Raw genomic sequence first — 26,267 nt, 5'->3', positions numbered from 1 at the left:
ATGAAACGCCTAAGACTCCGTAATTTCAATTGGAAATATATTGTCGGGGAGGTTCTATTGATATTTGTTGGAATCAATCTTGCTATTTGGTTCAACGATTGGAATGCTTCCAAAAAAATAGATCAGGACAAGAAAATTGCTATTGAAAAAATTCAAATTGAAATTAAAAATAATTTAGGGGAGCTTCGAAAGACAAGGCAAAACAACCAGCGCCTCGTCAAGGCCATCGAGACTTATAAGGGGTTTGATTCAGGCGAAGAGGACGGTGTTGTCGTAACAGTTGGACAAATGAGTACATTTCAAAAAGAGTTTCCGGACTTTTTGCGTATAACAGATTCTACCAACATAGCTGACGCACTATTTAATTATGAAGGGGATGTTTTCATTAATCTAGAGCTGGCCGAGCTTTCCAAAATAGCATGGGAAACGTCCAAAATTACGGGAATTGTTAACGAATTCGGTTACGACTGCCTCTATGGACTTCAAGGCATTTATAATCTGCAGCGTTTGGTAACCACCGAAATGGGCAAAGCCAGCAACGCATTACAGAATCAGGAAATAGAACTTTTACTTCGAGTCTTGGATTTTATCCGTCAAATGGATTCAGACTTGGAGGAAGACTACATATCCGTTCTAAAACAATTGGCAGACTGCACGTGAAAGCTATTGCATTCACCAATTTATTAATCATTCCCAAACCGAATTTTTTAGCCAATCAATGGCATCTTCTATATAAGGGAGATAATCACAGGGTCTATAATGACCTAATTCAGTGGCCATAACCAGCTCTACTTCGCTTCCGGCATTTCGTGCCAATTCAACCAATGATTCCGTATTGGTGTATGGGAAAAGTTCATCAACTTCTCCATGTATCACATATACGGGAACTTCGGTTCTCTTTGTACCTTCATCATCGTTTATTAGACCGTAGGCCTGTGCAATGGCAATCGATGCCGAAAAAAGTTCTGGATGCGTATCCGCAAAAAACCAACTTCCAAAACCACCGTCGCTATAACCAAAAACCACTACTCTGTCCGGATCTATATTCAAATTTTCTATGGCAAACTTTACTAGATTAACTACTTGTTCTTCGTTAAAGGCAGCAAACCATAAAAAACCTTGTGAGTTGGGAATTAGAGTGTATGCTTTTGTACCTGTATTTTCCAATGCTGGACCAAGTGTGCAACTCCCTCTTTTATGAACATCTGGTCTAAGCGTCAGTGCGCCCCCATGTAAATCAACAAAAAGAGGGATCTTTTCGTCTTCCTCAACTTCGGGAACAATTAATCGAAAGGCCCATTTTTTGTTGAATAGGACATCCAATTCGAAATCGTTCACCCCGGTTTTGAAAGAAAGCTCCGAAAAATCCTTACGGGCGGCATCAATATCCAATTGTGGTGTATTATTAATTACGTCCTCCGGTTGTTCCGTTTCCAAAAAACTATCGCTACACGCAATACTGCATAAAATTACCGCAAAAAAGGATAAAATGATTTTCGCTTTAAATCCCATAATTTGTAAAATATTGAAAATCAGTATATAAAAATACTAAACTTTCTTCTTTAAACCATCAAGGCGATAACAAATATATTGAGCTTGTGAGTTTAAAATGAATATTAAGTTTGTATTTTGTGAATCGTTTTTATGTCGATGAAGCTACAGACCAAAATTCCTTTAAATCCTGCAAATAGTCAAATTGATTATCAAAGCCGATTACTGCTTGTAGGGTCATGTTTTGTTGGGAACATCGGCAATAAGCTGGATTACTTTAAATTTCAGAATCTTCAAAATCCATGGGGTGTTTTGTTTCATCCAAAAGCGATCGAAAACTTGTTTTCAAAAGCATTAGATCATAATGATTTTACAGAAAGGGATATTTTTTTTCACAATGAGCGCTGGCATTGTTTTGATACACATTCTGATTTAAGTGATGTGTCCAGGGAAAGGCTAGTTAAAAGGTTAAACTACAGTCTTGAACATATGGGCAAAGAAATAGGTGAAGCCACACATATTATCTTAACCCTGGGTACGGCTTGGACCTATCGCTATAAAAAGACCAATACCCTAGTGGCCAACTGTCATAAGATTCCACATAAGGAATTTGATAAAGAGTTACTTTCCATTGAAACTATTACAAAGAGCCTGGAACAGCTTATATGTCGGATTCAATCTGCCAATAAAAAGGCTCAAATTATTTTAACCATTTCCCCGGTTCGTCATCTTAAAGATGGTTTCCTTGAAAACCAAAGGAGCAAAGCCCATTTAATATCCGCTGTTCACCAATTGCTGGACACTTCTCCTGAAAGGGCCGCAGTGCTTTATTTTCCTTCCTACGAACTTATGATGGACGAATTGCGCGACTACCGCTTCTATGAAGCAGATATGATCCATCCTAATCCACTGGCCATTGATTATATCTGGGAAAAATTCAAGGAAACCTGGATTTCCAAACAAGCCTATGCTACAATGGAAAAAGTGGATACGATCCAAAAAGGGCTGATGCACCGACCTTTTCATCCCGATTCGGAATCCCATCAAAAATTCAAAAAATCGCTACGGGATAAAATTGCGTATCTTCAAAAAGGATATCCTTTTATGGAGTTTTAAACTTCATGCTAGGTCAACACGGGGATGATGAAAAAAATAGTAATCGGAGTAATTATTACATTGGCGGTTGTCCTTATCTTCCGGTCCTGTTCCGAGGAAAGAAAGAAAAAATCCATTCTCCAGGAAAATTCCATGCTCATACAGCAGCAGATCGATAATGTCTCCAAACTTATCGTAACAGAGGGACATTTTGCCGAAGTGTATACCTACAAAGATTCTCAAGAACTATTCGGCTCCTTGATCACAGCGGATAAAAAGGCATTAGTGGTAGTAAATGCCGAGGTTACCGTAGCCTACGATTTATCTAAAATCGATTTTGAAATGGACAGAGATAGCAAAACCCTCTACATTAAAACCATTCCCGAACCGGAAGTTAAAATCAATCCCGATTTTGAATATTATGATGTTACGGCGGATTACTTTAATCAATTTAATGCTTCGGATTACAATACCATTAAAACGAATGTGAATAGTGCTTTATTTAAAAAGATAGAAGCTTCTCCCCTGAAGACCAATGCCCGAAACCGATTGATCAGTGAACTTCAAAAATTCTACATCTTAACCAATTCTATGGGTTGGTCATTGGCCTATAAAGACCGAATCATAAATCAAGATTTAAACCAAATTTTGACTGAGGATTGATGTTAAAATTCCCTGAGACTCAGGTAAGGTATACGGGTTTGTTTCTAAATTGGAAGTAAATCAAGAATCATGGAAAACCTAGAACCAAAAAGTGATAGACGGAATTTTTCGGTAACCTACCTACCAACAACTATTGTAAATGGTTCCGCGTGGTGGAACATGAATCCAACCATAACGGTCAGATGCGATGTATCAAAAGCAGAGCGGCCTGATCAATTCTGCTCTATAAACCTCTTGGCCCAAATAAGATACTGTTCCCAATCGTAGTCGGTTACATCATGTACACCTGTTCTAACATGATAGGACACCATATTGTGGATGGGTTGGTTTACCTCTGGCATTTTTTGTGAAGCAATTCCCTGTTTGCCGAATAAACTGTATACGGGGGAAGTATAATGGGTCGAAAGAAATTCACCTTTGGGATCCGCCCATTGGTCTTCCTCTGCACTTGCAACGTATAAGGGTCTTGGCGCAATAAGGGCCAACAATTGGTGCTGGTCTATGGGCAAAGCTTCTTCATTTTCATTGTATTTCTCAAAATTATCACAAAACCAGTGGGGAAAACTTGTATTGATGTGTCCAATGGTTTCTCCAAATTTCCGTTTGGATAATGCGGCTCCGCCACAGCCCGAGTTATTACTGATGACCCCTGCAAAACGTTCGTCTGTGGCGGCTGCCCATAAGGCGGCCTTTCCCAATCGTGAATGTCCAAAGGCTATGACTTTGGAAGCGTCCACTTGTTTCTCCTTTTCTAGAAAATCCAAGGCCTTACCCAATCCAAAGGCCCATGCAGCGATACTCCCCCATTGGTTGGCCTTAGGCTGTTTTTGCCCTTCGGTATAGAAAAGGGCGTGCAGTCCATCCGAAAAATCATTTTTATCCGGATCCACCTCGCCATAATAAATAACCGCCAACCCAAATCCTTTATCCAGAATTTTATCTATGGCCCAGCGATTGTTACGCACTCCTCTGGAAGCTTCTGTCGCATGGTTTCCAGTAATGCCTAACTTTTCATTGTTCATGGTCCAGGCTTTGGAAACAAGCACATTGGGATCCGTGGTAATCGTATGGTTCCCAAAAAAATTATAACCCAAAAATAAGGGTACCTTGTCTTTGTATTTTGGTAGATATAGAAGGATGTTAAACTGGAGTGAACGATTGCCTTTTTGCAGGGTAACTTCAATTTGCTTACGATGTGCCTTACCATTCAGGGCGTCCTCGTTTCTTTCTACAACTTCAAATGAAGTATTGTCCAATGTTCCAGGGACCTTTCCATAGACGTTTTCTTCAAAGAAATTGAGAAGTTCGGGGCGTCGTTCTGTATTCCAGTCTTTGCTGTTTTTGATTATCTCTCCCGAAAAGGTAGTCAGTAGATCTGGGATTGGGAATACGGGCACCTTGGTCTCATCATAATTTGGTTCAAATTGTGCAGAGGAGAAATGTGTCATGAAGAGAAGGATAATGGTATGGTTTATTATTTTTTTCATAATCAAAGAATCAGACTTTTGTCCACTAGCCCCAGACCGTCATCGATCAAATGACCTAGTTTGGGATCGTTTTGTTTTATACCTTCCAAATGTACCAAGATTTCTTGGGCAAATTTAGTATCCCCGTTGGTCCTAGCCAATTCATAGAGCTCAACAGGCAATAACCAGTCCTCAGGATAGTTTTCCCTAAGTTCTCCAAATACTTTATTTCTGGAGATGGTCGTGTTCTTTCCTTCCCTAAAATGACGAATTTGTTCGTAATACTGTTCCAATTTTTTGCCTGAACTGGATATTTCGGCTTTTAAGGTAGTGGAGGAAACAGTATGTGTAATCAAGTCAAAACTCTCAAGGTCGGCCGGGCCGTTGAAAGCGGATACAATTTCATGCCCGATTGCCATGTTATAAAGATTTTCCTTGGATTCGAAAAGGATGTCGCCTCTGTGTGTTACCGTACAATTTTCGAAGGTTATTAACAGTATTTTACCCTGAAGGTTTCTGGTTCCGGTGATGATTTTACCTATAATCTTTATATTTCCCTCAAACTCCAAGGAAACTTCCTCACCCTCAAATATGTTATAGGCCTTGAGATCTCTAGGACTCATATCTTCAATCGCTAGGTTAATGCCCTTGAGTCTACCGATAGGTGTACCGAAACCATTGGGGTGGTTTAATGTACCGTGCCCCACCAATTCCTTCTCTCGATACGACAGGGCGGTTTCCCCATGGGTCTGTAGGTACACGGGTTTGTTGTCATGGGAAATAACCTCGACAAAATTCCCAGAAATCTGGAGACCCGTACTAAGCTCTATGGTTCCCAATGCTTTGGAGTCGATCAACTTTTGAATGCCTTTTAGTCCTCCTTTGCGGAGTGCCATGGTGTTCGCAAATTCTTCCAAAACTTGGCTTAAATAGGCGAAATCCGGGGTTACGAAAAGTTGGGGCTGAGGTTGGGTAATATCAAAAGAGATATGTGCAGCTTCAACGGAATATGGGATTTTCTTTACCTTGTCGGTCAGGCACCATGTACTCTCGCCAATAGAGGAAAGTAGCCCTGCACCATAAATCTTGGGATTGTTCACCGTTCCGATGAGTCCATACTCCACGGTCCACCAGTGCAGATTTCGTATTAAGGCCATTTCACTGGGTTCACCCATATTTTGCTGCAATTGCGCAATGTGACTTTCAGCTTCATCAATATCGCTTTGTGGTGTTCCCAATGCTTCTTTAATAATGGAAAGATGCCGTACGGCCTCATATAGCTCAAAATCCTTGGCACTGGAAATGGCCTTGCTACCAATTTCCCCAAAACGACGTAGATATTCGGCATATTCGGGATTGGCAATGATAGGGGCATGACCGGCCCCTTCATGGATGATGTCCGGGGCCGGGGTATATTCAATATGTTCCAACTGCCTAATATCAGAAGCGATTACCAATACATTGTAGGCCTGGAATTCCATAAATGCGGATGGTGGAATAAATCCATCAACGGCCACTGCGGCCCAACCGAGATCTTTTAAGATTCGATTCATACCGTACATGTTGGGAATGTAGTCTATGGATATTCCGGTTTTTTTGAGTCCATCTACGTAGGAGGCATGGGCAACTTGACTTAGGTAATCCACATTTTTGCGCATCACGTACCTCCATACCGCCTGATTTATGGCCGTATAATCCTCGTATTTCTGAGGTTTTATATATTGTTTTAAATGCCTGGGCAGCTTATCCAGGATGGCATTGCTTTCATAGGACATTGTAGCAAATCTATTTTTTTAAAGTTACGAAATAGGAAGGTCAACTTTTTGGAATCCAGGATTTTTGACAAAAAAAACCCCTCTCATAAAGAGAAGGGATTGTATGGAAGAGGTGTATTAATTTACAGCTACTGCATCGGGCGGATATTGTTGCAATATTTCGGATACGAATTCCTTGATGCGTTCTTCTTTCTTATTGATATCCTTAATGTTGTTTAAGTTCCCAACGCCTTTTCCTTGCCAAACCAGTTCTCGGGTACCTGCATCGATAAGGTCTATATACAGTGAGCCTTCCGTTCGTGTGCTTACTTGGCTACCACCCCAGCCGGCTCCCCATCCGGGTCCCCACATCCAAGGGTTCCAACCCCAGCCCCAACCCCAGGCGCCCCAGCCCCAGTTGTTGTTGTAAACATCCACTTGTTCTTTTTCTTTGGTAAAGATGCTCACCAATAAATCAGGTTTTCCGGATTTTACGAATCCTCTATTGTTCATTTCATCTTGAATGGCCTTAAGGATGCGCTTTTTGTCCAAATCGGATATCTGTGCCTGATCAATTCCAGTTTTATAGAATGCATAGGATTTGTATTCGTTGAAGTTTGTTTCCTTATCATAATCGGACAAAACTTGAACCGAAGAACAGGAACTTAAGAATAACATTACAAATAATGGGATTGCCAGTGTTTTAACTTTTTTCATAACAAAGATTTTTAATTATTCCAAACTGAGGCTATTAACTTTAAAACAAGTCTCAAAAATCATGCCGAATACGGGTAAAACTATCGTAAGTTGGTCTTTGGATTATAACCGTATGGGCAATGCCTACAGCCACTCTCACAGCAATACCCTCTTTTGAGATGATATTGTTCCGTAAATACTTTGTAGCCTTCTTCGGAGAGGTAATAATCACCCTCTTCCAACGGAATAATCTCCTTCATTTTAGTCTCGACTGGAATAGTAGTCTTTTATAAAAATACATGATTTTATTGTGAATAAAAAGGCTTTCCATTTCCCGCAACCATAAATTTAACAGTCATTGGGAGCTTTTTGTGGCTTTTAATGCAATTGTTGGCAATAAATCCATTTTAACGAGAAGTCGACGTTTTTAACAATTATCTTTGTTATTGACCGTTTTAAAGCTGATTTATGATTTTAGTCTTTAAACACCTCTTTTACAAAAACTATGTAGGGCTATCCCTTTGGCCTTTTATTTTTTTAAAGCACAATGATCTTAAAAAGGATGCTGTGCTTATAAATCATGAGAAAATACATTTGAGGCAGCAGCTGGAACTATTGATTTTACCCTTTTATATCCTTTATATCCTTGAATGGCTGTTAAGAACCGTGCTATACTTGAATACGTATAGAGCCTACCAGAATATGAGTTTTGAACGGGAAGCCTATTACAATGAGAAAGACCTCAATTATCTGGACCGCAGGAGGCCATTCAGTTTCATGAACTATCTTTTTCGTACATAAGCCTTTGGTGTGTTTATGGAAAATCAACCCATACACCTTCCCCTGCTTGATGAAAGAAAAGTGTCCCTCTTTATTAAAAGGGAAGACCTTATTCATCCGCTCATTTCAGGCAATAAATATAGAAAGCTCAAATACAACCTTATCAAAGCCAGAGAGGATGGCTTTGATACTCTGCTCACCTTTGGTGGGGCTTATTCCAATCACATTGCCGCCACTGCATATGCCGGGAAAGTGCATGGGTTTAAGACTATCGGAATAATTCGAGGGGAGGAACTGGAAGAGAAATGGAGTCTTAACCCCACCTTAAAATTGGCCAAGGAGCATGGAATGCAGTTTAAATTTGTCTCCAGGGATGTGTATAGAGATAAGGACAATATCCATTTTCACCGTGAATTGGAAAACGAATTTGGATCGCATTATTTGTTGCCGGAAGGCGGAACCAATGTATGGGCCATAAAAGGATGTGAAGAGATTTTGACCCCTAATGACAATGATTTCGATGTGCTTTGTTGTTCTGTTGGTACAGGAGGAACCTTGGCTGGAATTAGCAATGCAGCCTTGCCACATCAACAAGTTTTGGGGTTTCCGGCCGTGAAGGGCGATTTTTTACAGGAAGATATTCGTAAATTTGCCCGAAAGGAAAACTGGGTTTTGCAAACAGCGTATCATTTTGGAGGTTATGCTAAAGTGTCCGGAGCTCTTGTAGATTTTGTAAATGACTTTTACAAACAAACTCAAATACTACTTGATCCCATTTATACGGGAAAAATGATATTCGGACTACTGGATATGATACAAAAAAAGAGCTTTGAACCAAAAACAAGGATTTTAGCCGTACATACGGGGGGACTGCAAGGTATTGAAGGAATGAACCGTGTGCTAAAACAAAAAAAATTACCGTTAATCAATGTACACGATTAAATTGGAGTTCTATGATTAGAAAGGGGGCATGGATCATTGTCTTGGGTGTTTTGTTTATGGGCTGTAAGGCAAAAAAACGCACTACCTATGGAAATGGAAAAAAAGGGCAATCGGCAAAAACCATCAAAACAGGAAAGGCTCAAAAAGCCGACGATGGTTTATATCCTTTGCCGGAGGATACCGGAAAATTTGTAAGATTTGAGATTTCGTCCATTTCAGAGTACATCGAAACATTTTCTGAAATTGCCCAATTTGAAATGAAGGCCTACGGAATACCGGCTAGTATCACTTTGGCCCAAGGACTTCTGGAAAGTGGTTTTGGTAGGGGCGAACTTGCAAAAAAAACCAATAATCACTTTGGAATAAAGTGCCATACGGGCTGGCAGGGGGATTATGATTTTCATGATGATGATGAGCGGGGTGAATGCTTTCGCAAATACAACCATCCTATGTATTCCTATCGGGATCATAGTATTTTTTTGGCGAACCGCTCTCGGTATGCCTTTTTGTTCAACCTACCCCCAAACGATTACAAGCGTTGGGCAAAGGGACTAAAACAAGCGGGTTATGCCACGGATAAGCGCTATCCCCAAAAATTGATTCAATTAATAGAGCAACACCGATTGCATAAATACGATAGGGCCGTTATTCGCAAGGGATATGATAAAAAAGAGGTGGTTGAAGTACCCCAAAGGAATATTTACATAGTCAAAAAGGGCGATACCCTGTATTCCATATCCCGAAGATATCTCGTCTCAGTAGATGAATTAAAGCGGTGGAATGGTATTCGGGGTAATACCATCTCAATAGGTCAGGAACTTGCCATAAAATCTACACAAATCAACAAATAATGCTGTATCAAAGAAGTAGTACCTTGTTCGCGGAGGCCAAAAAATATATCCCCGGAGGGGTAAACTCCCCTGTCCGTGCCTTTAAGGCGGTAGGAGGAGATCCTATTTTCGTTAAGGAGGCAAAAGGAGCTTATTTATATGATGAGGATGGGAATAGGCTTATCGATTACATTGCCTCATGGGGCCCCTTGATTTTAGGTCATGCTTATGCCCCAGTGGTCGACGCGGTAATCGATAAAGCGAAAAAGGGAACTTCTTTTGGGATGCCAACGGAAATAGAAACCGAGTTGGCCCAATTGGCGGTATCCATGGTGCCGAATATTGATAAGATTCGCTTTGTAAATAGTGGTACCGAAGCATGTATGAGCGCCATTCGCTTGGCACGGGGTTATACGGGTAGGGACAAGATCATCAAGTTTGCAGGCTGTTATCACGGGCATTCCGATTCCTTTTTGATACAGGCCGGAAGTGGGGCGGTTACCTTTGGTACACCAAACAGTCCCGGGGTTACCCAAGGAACGGCCAAAGACACCTTATTGGCCCCATACAATGATTTGGAAAGTGTAAGAGCATTGGCCCAGGCAAACAGGGGTGAAATTGCTGCGATTATCATTGAGCCTGTAGCAGGTAATATGGGCTGTATTGTACCCCAAGAGGGCTTTTTGGAAGGTCTTCGGGAACTGTGTAACCGAGAAGGGATATTATTATTGTTCGATGAGGTCATGACCGGATTCCGCTTAGCCAAAGGAGGTGCGCAGGAAGCCTTGGGTATCAATGCGGATATGGTGATGTTCGGAAAGGTAATTGGCGGTGGACTCCCTGTGGGCGCTTTTGCCGCCCGCTCGGAGATTATGGCACATCTGGCACCGGAGGGACCCGTGTACCAGGCGGGGACCTTAAGTGGAAACCCACTGGCCATGAGTGCAGGGTTGGCCATGCTTACCCAGGTCAATGAACACCCCGAAATTTTTGAAAGTTTGGCGGACAAGACGGAACATTTGCATGAAGGGTTTGATAATGTACTGCGCAAAAAAGGTATTTCTTATCAAATCAACCGTTTTGGAAGTATGATTTCGGTACATTTTACAAGTGCTCCGGTAATGGATTTTGAAACTTCGGCCAAAGGAAATAACCAGACGTTTAAAAAGTACTTCCATGGGATGTTGGAAAAAGGGATTTATTTACCGCCCAGTGCCTTTGAGAGCTATTTTTTAAATGACGCGCTGAGCTATGGCGATTTGGACGAAACCATTGCAGCCCTAAATGATTTGGATTTGTGAAAGGTATTTAAATAGCATCAAGGTTTTATCCCATAGATATTTTGAAATTATCTCTTTCGTATCGGAATCCATAATTCTTCCTCCGATTTAGGATCTTCATTTTTGTATTTTTCACCCATTATGGCAAAATGGGGCCTATAGTCCAAAAAATAATCCGAATTGGGAATCCAGGTTCCAAAAATGTAGGCATATGCCTTATGTGCCTCGCTTGCCTTTCCCTTATATGGGAAAACGGCATAAAGCCCCTTCAGGATTTCTAAAGGTTCCATAGCACTTGGGATGAAATCCAAATGCGATACCGGTACGGCGGCCCATTTTTCGAACAGCTTTTCCGGACTAAAATGCTCAAAAAATGAAGCATCATTATATACTTCAACTGAAAAAAATTCCGAACCTATCCTATTTTGTATTTGTCCTATTTGAGGTATAAAACCTTGCCAAAGTTCTTGGGTCCGGTTGTTGGCCAGGGACATTTTGACTCGTTTTCCAATGAATTTGGTAGTAGGGAATAGTTCTATTCTAGGTTTCACTTACCATTTCTTTTTCGTCCGGGCAATTTGAAATCAAGGATAACCTTATGCTATTCCTTTTCGGGTGAAATAAATTTGTAAACCAGTCCGGCCAAAAGAGCCCCCAGAATGGGTGCTACCCAAAAGAGCCATAATTGACCAATGGCCCAATCACCTACAAACAAAGCTTGGCTTGTACTTCTTGCCGGATTTACCGAGGTATTGGTTACGGGAATACTTATCAAGTGGATGAGCGTAAGCCCTAACCCAATGGCCAATCCCGCGAATCCTTGGGCCGCTTTGGAATGAGTTGCCCCTAAAATAATAATCAAAAACATAAAAGTCATGACGATTTCGGTCACCAAAGCGGCAACCAGACCATATCCTCCGGGAGAGTGTTCCCCATAACCATTGGCGGCAAAACCGCCAAGCTCAAATCCGGGCTTTCCACTTGCAATGAGGTATAGGATCCCAGCCCCGGCCAATCCGCCCAAAACCTGTGCAATAATATAAGGGAGTAGTTCTTTTTTGTCAAAGCGACCTCCTATCCAAAGTCCAATGGAAACGGCCGGATTAAGATGACACCCCGAAATATGTCCAATGGCATAGGCCATGGTCAAAACAGTTAGGCCAAAGGCAAGGGCAACACCTACAAATCCAATACCCAATTCTGGATATGCAGCCGCTAAAACGGCACTTCCACAGCCTCCCAATACCAACCAAGCGGTTCCGATAAATTCTGCAACTAATTTTTTCATAATTTCTGGTTTAAATGGTTATTGTTACGTGTTTATTTATGTAGAAATATAGCAAAATTGTAGGACAAGTATATAAAATTGACACAAATACGTATACGCAATTATCGATAGGAGCAAACGAATATTGTTTCAAAAAGTGCCCAGTTCTTTGCCTTTTCTTAACCCTAAACCCCCAAAGTATGCCTTTTAGTTAATCTTGGTTTAACTCAAAGTGTACGTTCCACAAATACCTTTAAAACAAAACAAATTATGGAACGTAAACCGCTATCTAGAAGGGCCTTTTTGGCCAAATCCGTTATCGCCTCGGGGGGAGTTATCTTAAGTTCACAAATGTTGGCCTGCGTCAAGAATTTTCACGGTGATGGCAATCCACCGGATAAAATCCCGCGTTTTCTGCATGGAGTGGGAAGTTTTGACCCCACCGCTGAAGCCGTTATAATCTGGACACGGTTTACACCAACAGCAGAAGAAGTAGGTAATGCCATTCCGATAAAGTGGGAAGTAGCCACGGATTATGGTTTTGCTCACATAATTCAAGAGGGTATCGAAATCACAACCAGGGAAGAAGACTTTACCATTATGGTCGATGTTACTGGATTGCCTTCCAATGGTAAGTACTATTACCGGTTTTTCCATGAAAGCCTGGAGGAGGAATCGGTTATTGGGGAGACCATTACCTTGCCATCTAATGGGGAATCCCTTTCTAGTGTGAAATTGGCTGTTTGTTCGTGCTCCAATTTTCCTGCGGGCTTATTTAATGTATATGATGCTATGGCAAAGAGTGAGGCTGATGTTATTATACATCTGGGCGACTACATTTATGAATATGGCGAAGGGGGCTATGGTACCAATGATAATACGGAATCGTTAAATAGAGTACACGATCCATTAAATGAGATCCTTACTTTGGAGGACTATCGTCTGCGTTATCGCCAATACCGGACAGACGAAGGCCTACAATTAGCTCATCAGAAGAAACCATTTATAGTTGTATGGGATGATCATGAAATTACCAATGATGCCTATATGGACGGAGCGGAGAACCATGACGATTCCGAAGGTTCCTATGAGGAGCGGAAACGCAAGGCAATACAGGTTCATGGAGAATATTTGCCCATTCGCACGGATGATGGGACGATTATTTACCGCAATTTCGAATTTGGCAATCTCGTCAACTTGGTCATGTTGGATACCCGTATCATAGGTAGGGACAAACAATTAAGTTTTACGGATTTCTTTAATCCGGATGGAAGTTTTGATGCGGTTAGTTTCCAGGCGGCCCTTTTAAATCCCGACAGAAACCTATTGGGCCCTGAGCAACTTACTTGGGTAGCCGGTGCCGTGGGGGGTAACAACGCCAAATGGCAGGTTTTGGGTCAGCAGGTATTGATGGGAACGATGACCGTACCCGCGGAATTATTGATTTTAATTGGCCAAGTGGCCGGGGGCGATACCTCTCCAGAAACCTTGGGAGCGCTGCAGACGGCTATTGGGGAGCTTTCCGTTTTAAAAGGAAGAGCCTTGGCCGGCGACCCCACATTGACCGAGGTGGAGTTGGCAAGATTGGCCTTTGAAGTACCCTATAACTTGGATGCTTGGGATGGATATCCTATAGAACGGGAACGCTTGTATGCCGTTTTGAATGGTAAAAACACGGTTGTCCTAGCCGGAGATACGCACAATGCCTGGAACAACACGCTTATGGACGCTTCTGGAAATACTATTGGAGAGGAATTCGCTTGTTCTTCGGTTACATCGCCTGGTTTTGAAGGGATTTTTGGAAATGAACCAACAACGATTCAGGGCATAGAGCAGGCTTTTACCCTTTTGATCGATAACCTCAATTATTTTGATGCCTCACAACGAGGTTATCTACTTGCTGAATTCTCCGAGGGCTCGGCAACTGCTTCCTATCGTTTTGTGGATACCATTTCATCTCCCTCCTATTCGGTTATGGAAGGGAATACCAAAATGTATGCGATATGATAGTATAAAAAATGCCTAAAAACCCATATCATTCGTCATTACGAACAAAGTGAAGTAATCTGATTATTTCTTCCCAAGAAGCTACAGATTGCTTCGTACCTTGCAATGATAGAAAATAAGGGGTTTTTAGGCATGCTCCTCACGCCAGGGCATAAAGCCAGTTATCGTCTACCTCTTTTGCCCTCGCTTCTCTCCTTTCTATGATGCTTTCTTTTGTGGAAATGCAATTTCTCCCACTTTTCATATTGTTCAGGGGAAAGGATTGCTTTCATCTCAGCCTTGTGCGCAATCTGATTGTCCAAGCGTTCCAATTGTAGTTCGTAACGTTCCTCTGGAGTCGGTTTTTTGGATTCGCCACTTTCTTTCCTTGCCTTACGTTCTTCCATTTTCGCCTTGCGCAGTTTGGCATTCTCCAAACTTAATACTTGAACTTGCTTTTGTTGTGTGTCACTGAGATCCAAGGCCAAGGTCATTTTTTTGGTGTGTAGGGTAGCGATTTGTTCAGGGGTCAGGTCCTTCATGGCCTGCCTATGATGATTTTTTCGCCCTTCTTGCGCCATAACAGTTGCTCCTGCCAATAGCATAACTAATACCAATGTTTTTTTCATGTCTTTATATTTTATGATTTTCGGAAGTAGGACTTGGAGATTAAGAAGAGGTTTAATCATGGCAGTGAAGTTTGTGATTTCTTTAACGAAACACAATAGCAACTACCTAAAAAGAAAAAGGTGCGGAGTTTATCCGCACCTTTGGTTGTAATATATTGATTTTGGTTGGTTATTTCCGGGTATCTTCAAATACTTCGGCCTCAGGCGCATAATTTTCCACATCTACCTTAACTAATTCTGGAGACTCTTTTTGATTTTGTAAATCTTCCGGCTCTACGATGTAATAAATAGCGGCAGCGGCCATAAAACAAGTGAAATAAAGTAAACTTTTGATTTTGGGGGACATAATTATTGATTTTTTTGATTCTTGCTCTAAGATAATCTAAGAGAATCACCAAAAAGAACCTATGTTGTGAAATGCTTAACATGATGGGGTGAACCACCCAAATTCTGTGGTTACCGCTATCACCACTTTCCAGTTATCGCGTTGGGATTCATAACATCGGATTTTTAGGCCTTTTGGTCGATAGGAGTTCGAAAAGGCTTAAAGTTTTCATAAAAGCGTAACACTTTGAATTTAGGATAGTCTTATAGGCAGAGAATCTTCATTTTAGAGTTAGTTTGAATTAGTCAAAAAAGGGCCGGCTTTACGGCCGGCCCCTTTTTTCCGGAATTGACCGAAACAGAATACCGACTAAATGAAGAGTATAGAAATTAACAAAAAAATAACGCAAAAGTGGATAAACTCCATTTAGCAAAAATTAGGATATAAAATTGAGAAGAACGTAAAAAAAATTAAGCTAAAGTACGGGGTTGGCAAATAAGAGGCCTTTACGTTGACAACCCTATTTCTAGACATTTTTTGAAAATTTGTCCAGAGCTTAAAAGAGGCAATAATTGGTTTTTATAACGTTATATCCTTTCATACAATTAACCATATCGTTATGAGTTTTAAAAAAGCAACCCTAAGTATCGCAATTGGTCTATTATTTGCCAATGGAATATTGGCACACCGACCAGAACAGGAATTTGACATTAATAGTATAACCTATATTGAGGAAGAAGCCCAAGTTGACCTCGGGTTTGACACCGCGGATTATTTGCCTGAAGGCTTCGATCCGTATACCGTATATTTTGACCTGAATTCCGTTTCTTATATGGAAGAAGAGGAACTGCCACAGCTTGAGGAGTTAAAGATTTATCTACCCGCAGACTTTGACGCCTATGCTGATCCAAGTTCGGTGGAAGGAATCAATTATATGGATTCCAGTGATGATATCAAAATGGACTTCGACACTGCGGAGTACCTGCCTGAATCATTTAACGTTTACCAGAGAAAGTAAGAGTACATTAAGAATAGATGAACGGGCCCTGGGCAATTTGTCCAGGGCTTTTTTTTTCAAAAAATCAAGGGTAATATAAATTGGAACATCAAGATCAAAAGCCCGACCGCAATAAGATTAAGCATTATCCCTACCCGGGCCATTTGATGCACCCTTATATAACCACTTGCAAAAACAATAGCATTAGGCGGAGTGGCCATAGGAAGCATAAAAGCACAGCTACTTGCTATGGTTACCGGAATCAATAAATACAAGATAGGAATTTCAAGGCCTATCGCAATACCTGCTACCACAGGGGCCAGAACGGCCACCAGAGCTACGTTGCTCATTAATTCGGTCATAAAGAGCATTAAAAAAATCAGTAGCGCCGCGGTGAGCAATATGGAGATTTCACTGGCAGCTATGGCGTTGGCTACCATATCCACTATACCACTTACGGACATCCCTTTTGCCAAAGCCAACCCACCACCAAAAAGAATCAGAATGCCCCAGGCCAGTTTTGAAGTATCTCGCCAATCGATTAAAAAATCACTCTTTCTCAGGTTGTAAGGAGCTGCAAAAAGGGAAATAGCGGCAAACATGCTAATGATGGTATCCGAAAGTCCTAGGGCAGGAAAGACTTTATTGATAAGCGTTCTAAAGATCCACAGGAAAACAGTGATGCCAAAAATAATCAAGACCATTTTTTCCTTTCCGCTTGTTGGCCCTAATTTTTGAAGCTCGGAATTGATAACTTCCTTGGACGCCGTAAACTTTAGCTGTTTATTGGGAAACATCCATTTCACCAATACCAAATAGCTGATAGTGATCATAACGAAAGAAAAGGGAACCCCGATAACCATCCATTTTAAAAAGGATATTTCAATGTTATATTCATTTTCCAAGAGCCCGATCATAACAGAATTGGGAGGTGTGCCGATAACTGTGGCAATACCGCCGGCATTAGCAGAAAAGGCAATGCCCAACATCACGCTCAGGGCGAAATTCTGATCGTTTTTGGTAAAACCATCGGCATCATTGATCAATAAACCTATAACGGACATGGCAATAGGCAACATTACCACAGTGCTGGCCGTATTGCTGATCCACATACTTAAGGAAGCCGTGGCAATCATAAACCCCAGTACCACTTTATTCGGGGTAGTTCCTGTTACCCTTATAATGTTTAAGGCAATACGTTTGTGCAGGTTTACCTTTTCCAATGCAAGTGCCATAACAAAGCCACCAAAGAAGAGGAAAACTATGGGGCTGCCATAATTGGCCCCTACATCGGCCATGGGCATTACCTTGAGCAGGGGAAACAGTAGCAGCGGCAAAAGGGCGGTTACCGATATGGATACCGCTTCCGTAATCCACCAGATGACCATCCATACCGCCACACCGATGACGGCATCTCCTTGTTCGGAAACCAGCTGAAAAGGTAGATTGATTATAATAAAAAATAAAATGGGCCCTAAAAAAAGACCTAGTTTTCTACTGATTTCCATGAAGGTGAATTAACACCCCTAAACTATGTTTTTTCTTTTGGTTTTGAAAATTTGTGTTTGAGCAAACCTGCGCTTTTCCATCTATGAATTGATGCCATAGGCCTAATAAATTATAGAATCGGATGGGAGGGGCGGTAGTTCGTAATTGCCATAATCGATAGTTATTTGACCATCTTTCAACGTTCGGACACCCTCTCCTTCTACCTGGGTGCCAAAGACATAGGCAATTTCTAGATTTTTGAAGCTTTCCAAGTTTCGCAAATGAATTTCTTCTAAGTGAGATCCGGTCAAATTAATGGATTTAAGATGCTCCAAAGAAGCGAGCAACTCCATGTTTTTCCCTGTAATCGCTGTGGCGTCCAATTTCAATAGGGTCAAGTTGGGCAGGGTCGTCAATTTTTCAAAAATGGCATCCGTAATTTGGGTTCCCCCAAGGTCCAATATGGCAATCTGCTCCTTGATGGGTATTATTATTTCAAAATCGGAATCCACAAAGGAAGGTTTGTTAATACAGGAAACTTCCAAGAAATTGGATGCTTTACTTATGTTTTCTACATGTAATCCGTTATTTTTTATATGGTTGATGGTGTCCTGAGAAGCAGCTGCAATTTGAATGTCAGGGTAATCGGCATTGTGTTTTTTCGGGAAAAATGATAGGAACAATTCCTTCTCCATTCCGAGTTCCCCTATGGCACCCTCAAAAGGGTTTCCGATACTCAACCAAGCTTTAATCAACTCGATTTCCTCTGGGGAGGGTTGCCTTTTATCTTTAGGTGGCATATGATCCTCGTCATCCTTAGGTAATACCAGTCGAGCATACAACTCACTATTTTCGGGATCATTGGTAATTATGATTTCCCCATTTTCACCACCTTTTAGGAGAACTTCAGGTGTATGCAATTGCAGTTCTCCCTTAGTTTTCTTTTTTCCGTGGCAGCTTATGCAATTATTGTTTAAAATAGGTTTTACGACATCATCATAAATTAAGGCTTCTTGCCAATTTTCTTCATTCAAAACAATGGGTTTTTCTTCAAAGGTCTCAAAACCCAAGGCCGATTTTATATGATTGGGAAGCGGTTCTACAAAATAATCTTCCCCATGCGTAATGTTACCACCTTGATGACCGGTAAAGGAAATCAATGCAAAAAATAGTACCGCCAATACCGCTACGGGCACTTTACCCAAAAAATCGATTCGCTGTATTTCCTGTAACTTGGCATACATCAGAAAGGAAAATAAAGCTGTGGCTATGCCCGACCATAGATGCCATTTCACCGTATCAAATGCATAGCCTTCACCTATATATTGCAGATAACCAGTGATACAGGCCAGGGCTGCGCTGATTCCACCCCATAGGTACACAAGTGAAATGACTTTAGTATATTCCCTACGTTTGCGATCATACCATTGTAGTAACAAACCAAGAATGATAAATCCTATGGGTAGATGTACCACTAATGGGTGAAGCCTACCTAGTAACTGTTTTAGAACGTCCATAAATCTTTTTGGTTAATCAATATTCAAACGTTCTTTTAACTGTATCATCATATATGTATTGGCTTTCCATTGGTCCGCTACAGGAACGCGGGTATAAGGTAAGGTTGGCATATAATCGGCAGGGCCGAATTCTGTTGTAATGGTGTACACATCTTGAGTATCCCATTTTTTTCGTATTATCTTTTCCCAGATATCCAGATGTCGGTCCAGGGCTTTTTTCCATTCAGGGGCCTCTGGATCGTTGACCTGAGGCCCTTCGGCATGCCCTACACGGGCATGGATATGATGGGATCGATTAATAACTTCACTCAATTCCTCATTTTGATTTTCTAAGAGCGATTCATGAACGACCATCCAATGGCTAATATCCAAGGTCAATTTCAAATCGGGGATTGCCTTTAAATACGCTTTAGTATCGGGGAGGTTAAAACTGAACCTTCCCCGATGTGTCTCATGATAAATAGGAACGCCACTTTCTTTGGCCATGGCATTGGCAGCATCAATGAAAGCCTTATTCTGCTCAAAGGTATAAAAGTCGTTGCCCGTATGACAGTTAATGTACGCTGGTTCCCAGGATATCAAAACCTTGAAATGTTCGGTATAGGATTTTAGACTCTCTTCAAAAGGCAATGACTTATTGGTTCCATTCAGAAATCCGACTTTGAGCCTATATTTTTTCAGTGCTGCCCTTAATTCGGTTTGACTTTGCTCGGTGGATGGGAACCAGGTTTCAAGCCCGTCATACCCAGATGCCTTCACACGTTCGCAGAAGCTATCCCAGGAGGCAGTTCTACCCCAGTCGGTCTGAAAGAATTCTAGCTTTTTTTTTTGCTGCGAATGGGTGAGGAAGGATATGCAAAATAAGGCGAAGATAAAACGTCTTTTCATTTTTTTGGTTTGGTATTTGAGCTTATTCCCTGTCTTACCCTTAGCGTTCCAACTTTACCCTTACTAAAATGAGGGAGTCTAGGATTACGCTAAAATTTCTTTAATAAGTTCTCCTTCTACATCAGTCAATCGAAAATGTCTTCCTTGAAATTCATAGGTAAATTGTTCATGATCAAAGCCCAGTAGGTGTAAAATGGTGGCATGAATATCATGTACCGAAACCTGACCTTCTATTCCGGAAAACCCAATATCGTCAGTTTTGCCATGGGAAACCCCTTTCTTGATACCACCGCCGGCCATCCACATGGTAAAGGCATCCCCGTGGTGATCACGACCTTTATAGGCCATTTTTTTATTGCCCCGGTTTTCCTGCATGGGTGTACGGCCGAACTCGCCGCCCCAGACTACTAGGGTTTCGTCCAAAAGTCCCCGTTGTTTAAGATCTAAGATTAACGCCGCAATGGGTCGATCTATTTCCCTGCACTTATTACGTAGCCCCAAATCGATGGATCCCTCACGAACATTGCCATGGGTATCCCACCCCCAGTCAAAAAGTTGTACAAAACGTACGCCATCCTCCACTAATTTACGGGCCAAAAGACAGTTGTTGGCAAAGGACTCCTTGCCCGGTTCAACGCCGTACATCTGTTGGACATTTTCGGGTTCATTGTTGATATTCATGACCTCCGGTACCGCTATCTGCATACGGTAGGCCATTTCATATTGGTTGATACGCGCCAAGATTTCTGGATCGGCGTACTTGGCATATTCTTCCTTGTTGATTTTGTTAATGGCTTCAATGGTACTTTTTTTAAGATCTCGGGGCATGCCCTCGGGATCTTCTATATAGAGTACGGGATCTCCCTTGGAGCGACATTGAACACCTTGGTAAACGGACGGGAGGAATCCACTGCCCCAAACACTTTTTCCGGCATCGGGGGTATTGCCACCGGACGTCAACACTACAAAACCGGGAAGATTTTGATTTGGAGAGCCCAATCCGTATGTAGCCCATGCCCCTATACTCGGCCTGCCTAATCGGGCACTGCCCGTATGCATGAATAACTGTGCAGGGCCGTGATTGAATTGATCGGTATGTACGGCCTTTAAAAAAGCCACTTCGTCCACCACCTTCTTAAAATGGGGCATGAAATTAGAGACCCAATTGCCCGATTCACCCTCTTGCTTAAATTCGGCCTGGGGCCCCATTAATTTTGGTGTCCCCTTGATAAAGGCAAATTTCTTTCCCTCCAACAAAGATTGGGGGCAGTCCTGTCCGTGATATTTTTGGAGTTGCGGTTTATAATCGAACATTTCGAGTTGCGAGGGCGCTCCTGCCATATGTAGGTAAATAACCGACTTTACCTTTGGGGCAAATGGAGGAGCCAAGGTAGCCAATGGGTTTAGGTCGCGCTCGGAAAATACCACGGTTTTTTTCGCCATGGGTTTAGCCAAAGGATCGCAACCCATAAAAATGGAGCTTAATGCCAAACCACCCATGCCTTGAGCACAACTCTTTATGAAGTGCCTGCGGGTTTTGGCCTTTGTCTCTCGCACGATCTTTTCTTGGATCAATCTCTGGATACGGTCTTCCATAGGGTTAGGCTTTCGTTAAAAATTCATCCAAATTCATAATGGCATTGGCTACCACAGTCAGGGCACTTAATTCTGGAGTTGGTTTATCATCAAAATGTAAAAAAAGTACATTGGCTTCCTCATTTTCCCTGAATTCTGATAACGACTCCTCATACAATGCCTTTAAGGCCTCCAATTTGTTCGGTGAAATATCGGTATAGGTGGCCCTTTTATAGCTTTGGGCGATACTCTTGTCTACATCATCGGCGACCCTGGTATTCTTTGCTAGTGCATAAGACGCTTCTAAGTAAACTGGATCGTTCAGGGTCACTAAGGCCTGTAGGGGTGTGTTGGTGACGATTCGGCGAATGGTGCAAACTTCCCTACTACCGGCATCGAAAGTTAAAAACGAGGGGTATGGGCTCGTACGTTTCAAATAGGTATAGACTCCTCTTCTGTATCGGTCTTCTCCCTTGCTTTCTTCCCATTGGGCCCCGTTATAAACCGTTTGCCAAACTCCATCAGGTTGAGGTGGCATCACGCCCGGACCGTACATCTTGCCACTCAAAAGTCCGGAAACGGCCAATGCTTGATCGCGAATAGCCTCGGCTCCCAATCGCACCCTGGGGCCTCTGGCATACAATTCATTTTTTGGATCTTTTTGATACATTTCAGAGGTGCTCTTGGAGCTTTGGCGATAAGTGCCCGAGAGCACAATTTCCTTTATCAACGCTTTCATACTCCAATCATGTTCGTTCATCAAACGCAACGAAAGCCAGTCCAGTAGGGCAGGATGGGAAGGAGCATCGGATTGTGAACCGATATCCTCGATCGTGGCTACCAAACCCCTGCCATAAATTTGGTGCCATATCCTATTTACCACGGTACGGGCGGTTAAAGGATTTTTTTTGTCAATGATCCATTTGGAGAGCCCTAATCGATCTTTGGGCCATTTCGAGTTCCATTCGCTAAGGCTTTCGGGAGTACTTGGCTGAACTGTATCAGTCTTGGATAACCAGCTACCACGGTCAAAAACCTGGGTGGTACGCAGCATATATGATGGATTTTCGGCCAAAATAGGTACGGTGATAGCCGTATTGGTATTCAATGTCCTTAAAAAAGCCTTGTTTATGGAGGACCATCCGGGTTTGTCCTGCCCTGGCATGTCTTCGAGGAATGCGATCCAATAGATATTGATAATATTGGCCTCTTTGGCCGCAGCGTCATTTTGTGTTTCAATATAGAGATTGGTCTTATGGTCTATCCTCTTTATCGGAAATTGGGATGTTGTGTTATTTTTCGCCTTGTTGATGATAAACTGCCCTAAAATAGGCCCGTTGGCATCCCCTTCACGTATGGTCATCCGAGTCCCATTATAATGCGAACGATAGTTTAGGTATACATAACTGGCGTTGTTGGTATAGCCGTTTTCCAGGATGCAGTTGCCATCGTCCCAAAGTACCACGGAGGCATGGTCATCGTAGGATCCATTGGTAATTTCTTGAAAAAAATGCGATTTGTAGACGGGTTCGGTAAATTGCATGAAATCCTTGTAGATTTTCTGTTGCTTTGGAGTGCCATTTTCGGCTATCCAGTTCAATACCTTATCTACATCTTGCTGTTGCCCGGAATCGTAGAACTTGAGTACGGGGCCCTCACTTGGGGTGTCTTCATCTCTAGTGTTGTTAAAAAAGGCCATAAGCTTGAAATACTCCTCATGCTTAAACGGGTCATAGGGATGGCCATGGCACTGCACGCAGCCTATGGTGGTGCTCTGCCAGACCTCAAAGGTAGTATTCACTCTATCGATGACCGTCGCGACCCGATATTCTTCATCATCTGTGCCGCCCTCATCATTGTTCATGGTGTTTCGATGAAAGGCCGTGGCGATTAACTGATCGGTACTTGGATCGGGTAAAAGGTCTCCGGCCAATTGCTCCAAAGTAAACTGGTCATAAGGCAGGTCTTTGTTAAAAGCATCTATGACCCAATCCCGATATTTCCAAATGGATCGGCCCATATCCTTTTCATAGCCTTTTGAATCCGCATATCGAGCGAGATCTAACCACCAGGTCGCCCATTTTTCCCCATAGGTATTTTGTGCCAATAAGGTGTCCGTTAAGGCTTCGTAGGAAAGGGTTCCGCTTTCGAATTCCTGTAGCAGTTCCTTGTCAGGGGGTAGACCTGTAAGGTCCAAGGCGAGTCTTCGGGCAATAACATTTTTTTCGGCTGGAGGATTGGGTTCCACTTGCTCGTTTTCCAAACGGGTCAGGATAAAATTATCAATGTTGTTCTGGAGGAAATCGGACGATTTTTCAAAAGTAAAACCCGCTTCATTGGTCCAGGTAGGGACGTCCACTTTATCGGGAAGCGAATACGCCCAATGTTCCCCCCATTCGGCCCCTTGGTCTATCCAGCGTGTCAAAAGGTCTATCTCCTTATCGGATAGTTTGGGTTTCTCATAGGGCATACGAAGTTCGGGGTCCTCTTCCTTCAATCGTTTAATAAACTCGCTCCCTGAGGCATCCCCTGGAATGATAGCCGGCTTGCCGGATTCGGTAACGGCAAAGGCCTCCTCTTCAAATAATAGGCTAAACCCTCCATTCTTTTTAACACCTCCGTGGCAAGTAATACACTTGTTATTGAGAATGGGTTTTATTTGTGTGCTAAAGTCAACTTTTTCGGTGGGTTTAAACGAGTTCCAAAGAAGGGAAATGGCCACTAGGGCCATAGCAATACATATTCCTATATAAATCTTCCTTTTCATGAACAATCCAATGATCTGGAACGGCTTATAAATATAGGGATATTTTGAAAAATCAGGTTTTAAAATTACGCAACACTATGCAACTAAAACCTGGTTTTTAAAGGAGCGCGACCTTATTCTTTCAACATTACGATTTTTGAATCGCCTTCAACTACAACTTTTACAAGTCCATTTTTGGAAAGCGCCTTCATAGATTTATCCCATTTTTTGCCGCTGAGCCCGGATTGGGATTTAAGTGCGCTTAAATCCATATTCCCTTCCGGTTTTAAAAGGGCTACTATCGTTTTTTCTTCTTCGGTCAGCTCTATCTGCTTTTTCTCGGGCCGCATTTGCGGGAAGAACAACACCTCTTGAATTGAGGAATTATTGGTCATGAGCATTACCAAGCGATCTATGCCAATACCAATACCGGAAGTTGGGGGCATGCCATATTCCAAGGCCCGTAGAAAATCCTGATCAATGAACATGGCCTCGTCGTCCCCTTTTTCGGATAGTTTTAGCTGCTCCTCAAAACGTTCACGTTGGTCAATGGGATCATTCAGTTCGGAATAGGCATTGGCAACTTCCTTCCCATTAATTATCAGTTCAAAGCGTTCCGTTAAGGCCGGATTGCTCCGATGCTCCTTGGTCAAAGGACTCATCTCTTTGGGATAGTCGATGATAAAGGTAGGTTGTACATAATGATGCTCGCATTTTTCGCCAAAAATCTCGTCAATTAATTTACCTACGCCCATGGTTTCATCTACCTCTATTTGTAACTTCTGAGCTACCTCCCTAAGTTGGGTCTCATCCATTCCGGCAACATCAAAACCGGTATGTATCTTGATGGCTTCCAAAATAGGAACACGGGGATAGGGAGCCTTAAATTCAATCTCTTGTTCACCCACTTTTACCTTGGAGGTGCCATTGGTATCCAAGGCTACTTTTTCCAACAATTCTTCTGTGATATCCATCATCCAATTGTAATCCTTATACGCCACGTAAAGCTCCATTACGGTGAACTCTGGATTATGGGTACGGTCCATACCCTCATTTCTAAAATCCTTGGAAAATTCGTAAACGCCATCGAAACCACCTACAATAAGACGTTTTAAATACAATTCGTTGGCGATACGTAAGTATAATGGAATGTTCAACGCATTATGGTGGGTCAAGAATGGACGTGCGGCCGCGCCACCAGGAATGGGTTGTAGGATAGGTGTCTCCACTTCCAAATAACCCTTGCTATTGTAAAACTCCCGAATGCTGTTTGTTATTTTTGTTCTTTTGATAAAGGTTTCCTTAACAGTTGGATTTACGACTAGGTCCACATAGCGCTGACGATAACGTAATTCCGGGTCGTTGAATTCATCGTATAGATTTCCTTCTGAATCTTTTTTTGGTAAGGGCAATGGGCGAAGAGCTTTGCTTAAGAGGGTAAAATCTTTTACCATAACTGTTTTCTCTCCCACTTTAGTGGTAAAAAGTTCCCCCTCTACGCCAATAATATCGCCGATATCCAACAATTTTTTGTACACCTCGTTGTACAGTGCCTTGTCCTCACCCGGACAAATTTCATCGCGATTAAAGTACACCTGGATTCGGCCAAGACCATCCTGTAATTCCGCAAAAGAAGCTTTTCCTTGGATACGGCGAGACATCAACCGGCCCGAAATAATTACTTTTTTCCCTTCAAGATAGTCTTCCTTTATTTGTTTCGATGTTGTATTTACGGGAAACAGTGCTGCAGGATACGGGTTTATACCCATTTCCCTTAATTTTCCCAGTTTATCCCTCCTTATAATTTCTTGCTCCGAAAGTTGCATGTACATTTAATTGAGGCTGCAAATAT

The 26,267-nt window shown here is 42.2% G+C and carries 24 protein-coding genes; 9 read left to right on the top strand and 15 right to left on the bottom strand.

Annotated elements, in window-relative coordinates; all coding sequences use genetic code 11:
- The gene (locus tag ACP2AF_RS01710) at positions 1 to 660 is read left to right on the top strand and encodes a hypothetical protein (RefSeq protein ID WP_425234517.1); all 660 of its coding nucleotides are present in this window, start codon (positions 1 to 3) and stop codon (positions 658 to 660) included.
- Between the two features lie 27 nt (positions 661 to 687).
- Here ACP2AF_RS01710 and ACP2AF_RS01705 read toward each other — a convergent pair whose 3' ends face one another.
- Positions 688 to 1,512 (bottom strand): prolyl oligopeptidase family serine peptidase, encoded by an 825-nt coding sequence (locus ACP2AF_RS01705; protein WP_425234516.1) that lies wholly within the window; start codon positions 1,510 to 1,512, stop codon positions 688 to 690.
- Positions 1,513 to 1,644: 132 nt separating this feature from the next.
- Here ACP2AF_RS01705 and ACP2AF_RS01700 point away from each other — a divergent pair, with 132 nt between their 5' ends.
- The gene (locus tag ACP2AF_RS01700; protein WP_425234515.1) at positions 1,645 to 2,607 is read left to right on the top strand and encodes a GSCFA domain-containing protein; all 963 of its coding nucleotides are present in this window, start codon (positions 1,645 to 1,647) and stop codon (positions 2,605 to 2,607) included.
- Between the two features lie 27 nt (positions 2,608 to 2,634).
- A complete protein-coding gene (locus ACP2AF_RS01695) occupies positions 2,635 to 3,249 on the top strand; it encodes a DUF4230 domain-containing protein (protein ID WP_425234514.1) in 615 nt (204 codons plus the stop codon).
- Positions 3,250 to 3,461: 212 nt separating this feature from the next.
- Here the strand turns inward: ACP2AF_RS01695 and ACP2AF_RS01690 are convergent, their stop codons facing one another.
- The 4 genes from ACP2AF_RS01690 to ACP2AF_RS01675 form a co-directional block, all read right to left on the bottom strand.
- A complete protein-coding gene (locus ACP2AF_RS01690) occupies positions 3,462 to 4,736 on the bottom strand; it encodes an alpha/beta hydrolase family protein (RefSeq protein ID WP_425234513.1) in 1,275 nt (424 codons plus the stop codon).
- Between the two features lie 2 nt (positions 4,737 to 4,738).
- The gene (locus ACP2AF_RS01685) at positions 4,739 to 6,490 is read right to left on the bottom strand and encodes an aromatic amino acid hydroxylase (protein WP_425234512.1); all 1,752 of its coding nucleotides are present in this window, start codon (positions 6,488 to 6,490) and stop codon (positions 4,739 to 4,741) included.
- A 117-nt stretch (positions 6,491 to 6,607) separates the two neighbouring features.
- Positions 6,608 to 7,186 (bottom strand): DUF4136 domain-containing protein, encoded by a 579-nt coding sequence (locus tag ACP2AF_RS01680; protein WP_425234511.1) that lies wholly within the window; start codon positions 7,184 to 7,186, stop codon positions 6,608 to 6,610.
- An 80-nt stretch (positions 7,187 to 7,266) separates the two neighbouring features.
- The gene (locus tag ACP2AF_RS01675; protein ID WP_158594597.1) at positions 7,267 to 7,425 is read right to left on the bottom strand and encodes a DUF5522 domain-containing protein; all 159 of its coding nucleotides are present in this window, start codon (positions 7,423 to 7,425) and stop codon (positions 7,267 to 7,269) included.
- A 208-nt stretch (positions 7,426 to 7,633) separates the two neighbouring features.
- Here ACP2AF_RS01675 and ACP2AF_RS01670 point away from each other — a divergent pair, with 208 nt between their 5' ends.
- From ACP2AF_RS01670 to hemL, 4 genes are read left to right on the top strand one after another with little or no spacing between them, the layout of a single operon-like run.
- Entirely contained in the window at positions 7,634 to 7,966 is a 333-nt protein-coding gene (locus ACP2AF_RS01670) for a hypothetical protein (protein ID WP_425234510.1), read from the top strand.
- 15 nt (positions 7,967 to 7,981) lie between these two features.
- Entirely contained in the window at positions 7,982 to 8,887 is a 906-nt protein-coding gene (locus tag ACP2AF_RS01665; RefSeq protein ID WP_425234509.1) for a 1-aminocyclopropane-1-carboxylate deaminase/D-cysteine desulfhydrase, read from the top strand.
- An 11-nt stretch (positions 8,888 to 8,898) separates the two neighbouring features.
- A complete protein-coding gene (locus ACP2AF_RS01660; RefSeq protein ID WP_425234508.1) occupies positions 8,899 to 9,738 on the top strand; it encodes a glucosaminidase domain-containing protein in 840 nt (279 codons plus the stop codon).
- On the top strand, positions 9,738 to 11,018 hold the full coding sequence (hemL, locus tag ACP2AF_RS01655; protein ID WP_425234507.1) for a glutamate-1-semialdehyde 2,1-aminomutase: 1,281 nt from the start codon (positions 9,738 to 9,740) through the stop codon (positions 11,016 to 11,018). Before ACP2AF_RS01660 ends, hemL begins: the two co-directional genes overlap by 1 nt.
- Positions 11,019 to 11,065: 47 nt before the next feature.
- Here hemL and ACP2AF_RS01650 read toward each other — a convergent pair whose 3' ends face one another.
- Together ACP2AF_RS01650 and aqpZ are read right to left on the bottom strand one after the other, a co-directional pair.
- Positions 11,066 to 11,548: a GyrI-like domain-containing protein gene (locus ACP2AF_RS01650; RefSeq protein ID WP_425234506.1), complete on the bottom strand. Its 483-nt coding sequence runs from the start codon at positions 11,546 to 11,548 to the stop codon at positions 11,066 to 11,068.
- Positions 11,549 to 11,598: 50 nt separating this feature from the next.
- A complete protein-coding gene (gene aqpZ / locus ACP2AF_RS01645) occupies positions 11,599 to 12,285 on the bottom strand; it encodes an aquaporin Z (RefSeq protein ID WP_425234505.1) in 687 nt (228 codons plus the stop codon).
- Positions 12,286 to 12,534: 249 nt separating this feature from the next.
- Here aqpZ and ACP2AF_RS01640 point away from each other — a divergent pair, with 249 nt between their 5' ends.
- Positions 12,535 to 14,271, top strand: coding sequence for an alkaline phosphatase D family protein (locus ACP2AF_RS01640; RefSeq protein WP_425234504.1), 1,737 nt, complete (start codon positions 12,535 to 12,537; stop codon positions 14,269 to 14,271).
- Between the two features lie 161 nt (positions 14,272 to 14,432).
- Here the strand turns inward: ACP2AF_RS01640 and ACP2AF_RS01635 are convergent, their stop codons facing one another.
- On the bottom strand, positions 14,433 to 14,879 hold the full coding sequence (locus ACP2AF_RS01635) for a Spy/CpxP family protein refolding chaperone (protein ID WP_425234503.1): 447 nt from the start codon (positions 14,877 to 14,879) through the stop codon (positions 14,433 to 14,435).
- Positions 14,880 to 15,048: 169 nt separating this feature from the next.
- Positions 15,049 to 15,225, bottom strand: a complete 177-nt coding sequence (locus tag ACP2AF_RS01630) for a hypothetical protein (protein WP_425234502.1) — start codon at positions 15,223 to 15,225, stop codon at positions 15,049 to 15,051.
- A 598-nt stretch (positions 15,226 to 15,823) separates the two neighbouring features.
- Between ACP2AF_RS01630 and ACP2AF_RS01625 the strand changes: the two genes are divergently transcribed.
- A complete protein-coding gene (locus ACP2AF_RS01625; protein WP_425234501.1) occupies positions 15,824 to 16,222 on the top strand; it encodes a hypothetical protein in 399 nt (132 codons plus the stop codon).
- Between the two features lie 56 nt (positions 16,223 to 16,278).
- On the opposite strand, the gene ACP2AF_RS01620 is transcribed toward ACP2AF_RS01625, so the two are convergent.
- The 6 genes from ACP2AF_RS01620 to lysS form a co-directional block, all read right to left on the bottom strand.
- Positions 16,279 to 17,709, bottom strand: a complete 1,431-nt coding sequence (locus ACP2AF_RS01620; RefSeq protein WP_425234500.1) for an SLC13 family permease — start codon at positions 17,707 to 17,709, stop codon at positions 16,279 to 16,281.
- Between the two features lie 102 nt (positions 17,710 to 17,811).
- Positions 17,812 to 19,206 carry a c-type cytochrome domain-containing protein gene (locus ACP2AF_RS01615; RefSeq protein ID WP_425234499.1) on the bottom strand — a complete coding sequence of 465 codons (1,395 nt, stop codon included), beginning with the start codon at positions 19,204 to 19,206 and terminating at the stop codon, positions 17,812 to 17,814.
- Between the two features lie 12 nt (positions 19,207 to 19,218).
- Entirely contained in the window at positions 19,219 to 20,094 is an 876-nt protein-coding gene (locus ACP2AF_RS01610; protein ID WP_425234498.1) for a sugar phosphate isomerase/epimerase family protein, read from the bottom strand.
- Positions 20,095 to 20,178: 84 nt separating this feature from the next.
- Positions 20,179 to 21,690 carry a DUF1501 domain-containing protein gene (locus tag ACP2AF_RS01605; protein WP_425234497.1) on the bottom strand — a complete coding sequence of 504 codons (1,512 nt, stop codon included), beginning with the start codon at positions 21,688 to 21,690 and terminating at the stop codon, positions 20,179 to 20,181.
- A 4-nt stretch (positions 21,691 to 21,694) separates the two neighbouring features.
- Entirely contained in the window at positions 21,695 to 24,436 is a 2,742-nt protein-coding gene (locus tag ACP2AF_RS01600; protein ID WP_425234496.1) for a PSD1 and planctomycete cytochrome C domain-containing protein, read from the bottom strand.
- Positions 24,437 to 24,549: 113 nt separating this feature from the next.
- Positions 24,550 to 26,241: a lysine--tRNA ligase gene (lysS, locus tag ACP2AF_RS01595; RefSeq protein ID WP_425234495.1), complete on the bottom strand. Its 1,692-nt coding sequence runs from the start codon at positions 26,239 to 26,241 to the stop codon at positions 24,550 to 24,552.
- Positions 26,242 to 26,267: the final 26 nt, after the last annotated feature.

This window comes from Ulvibacterium sp., assembly GCF_965248315.1.
Classification (GTDB): Bacteria; Bacteroidota; Bacteroidia; order Flavobacteriales; family Flavobacteriaceae; genus Ulvibacterium.
Note: the sequence above shows the minus strand (reverse complement) of the source record. Positions and strands in the feature narration are given on the sequence as shown.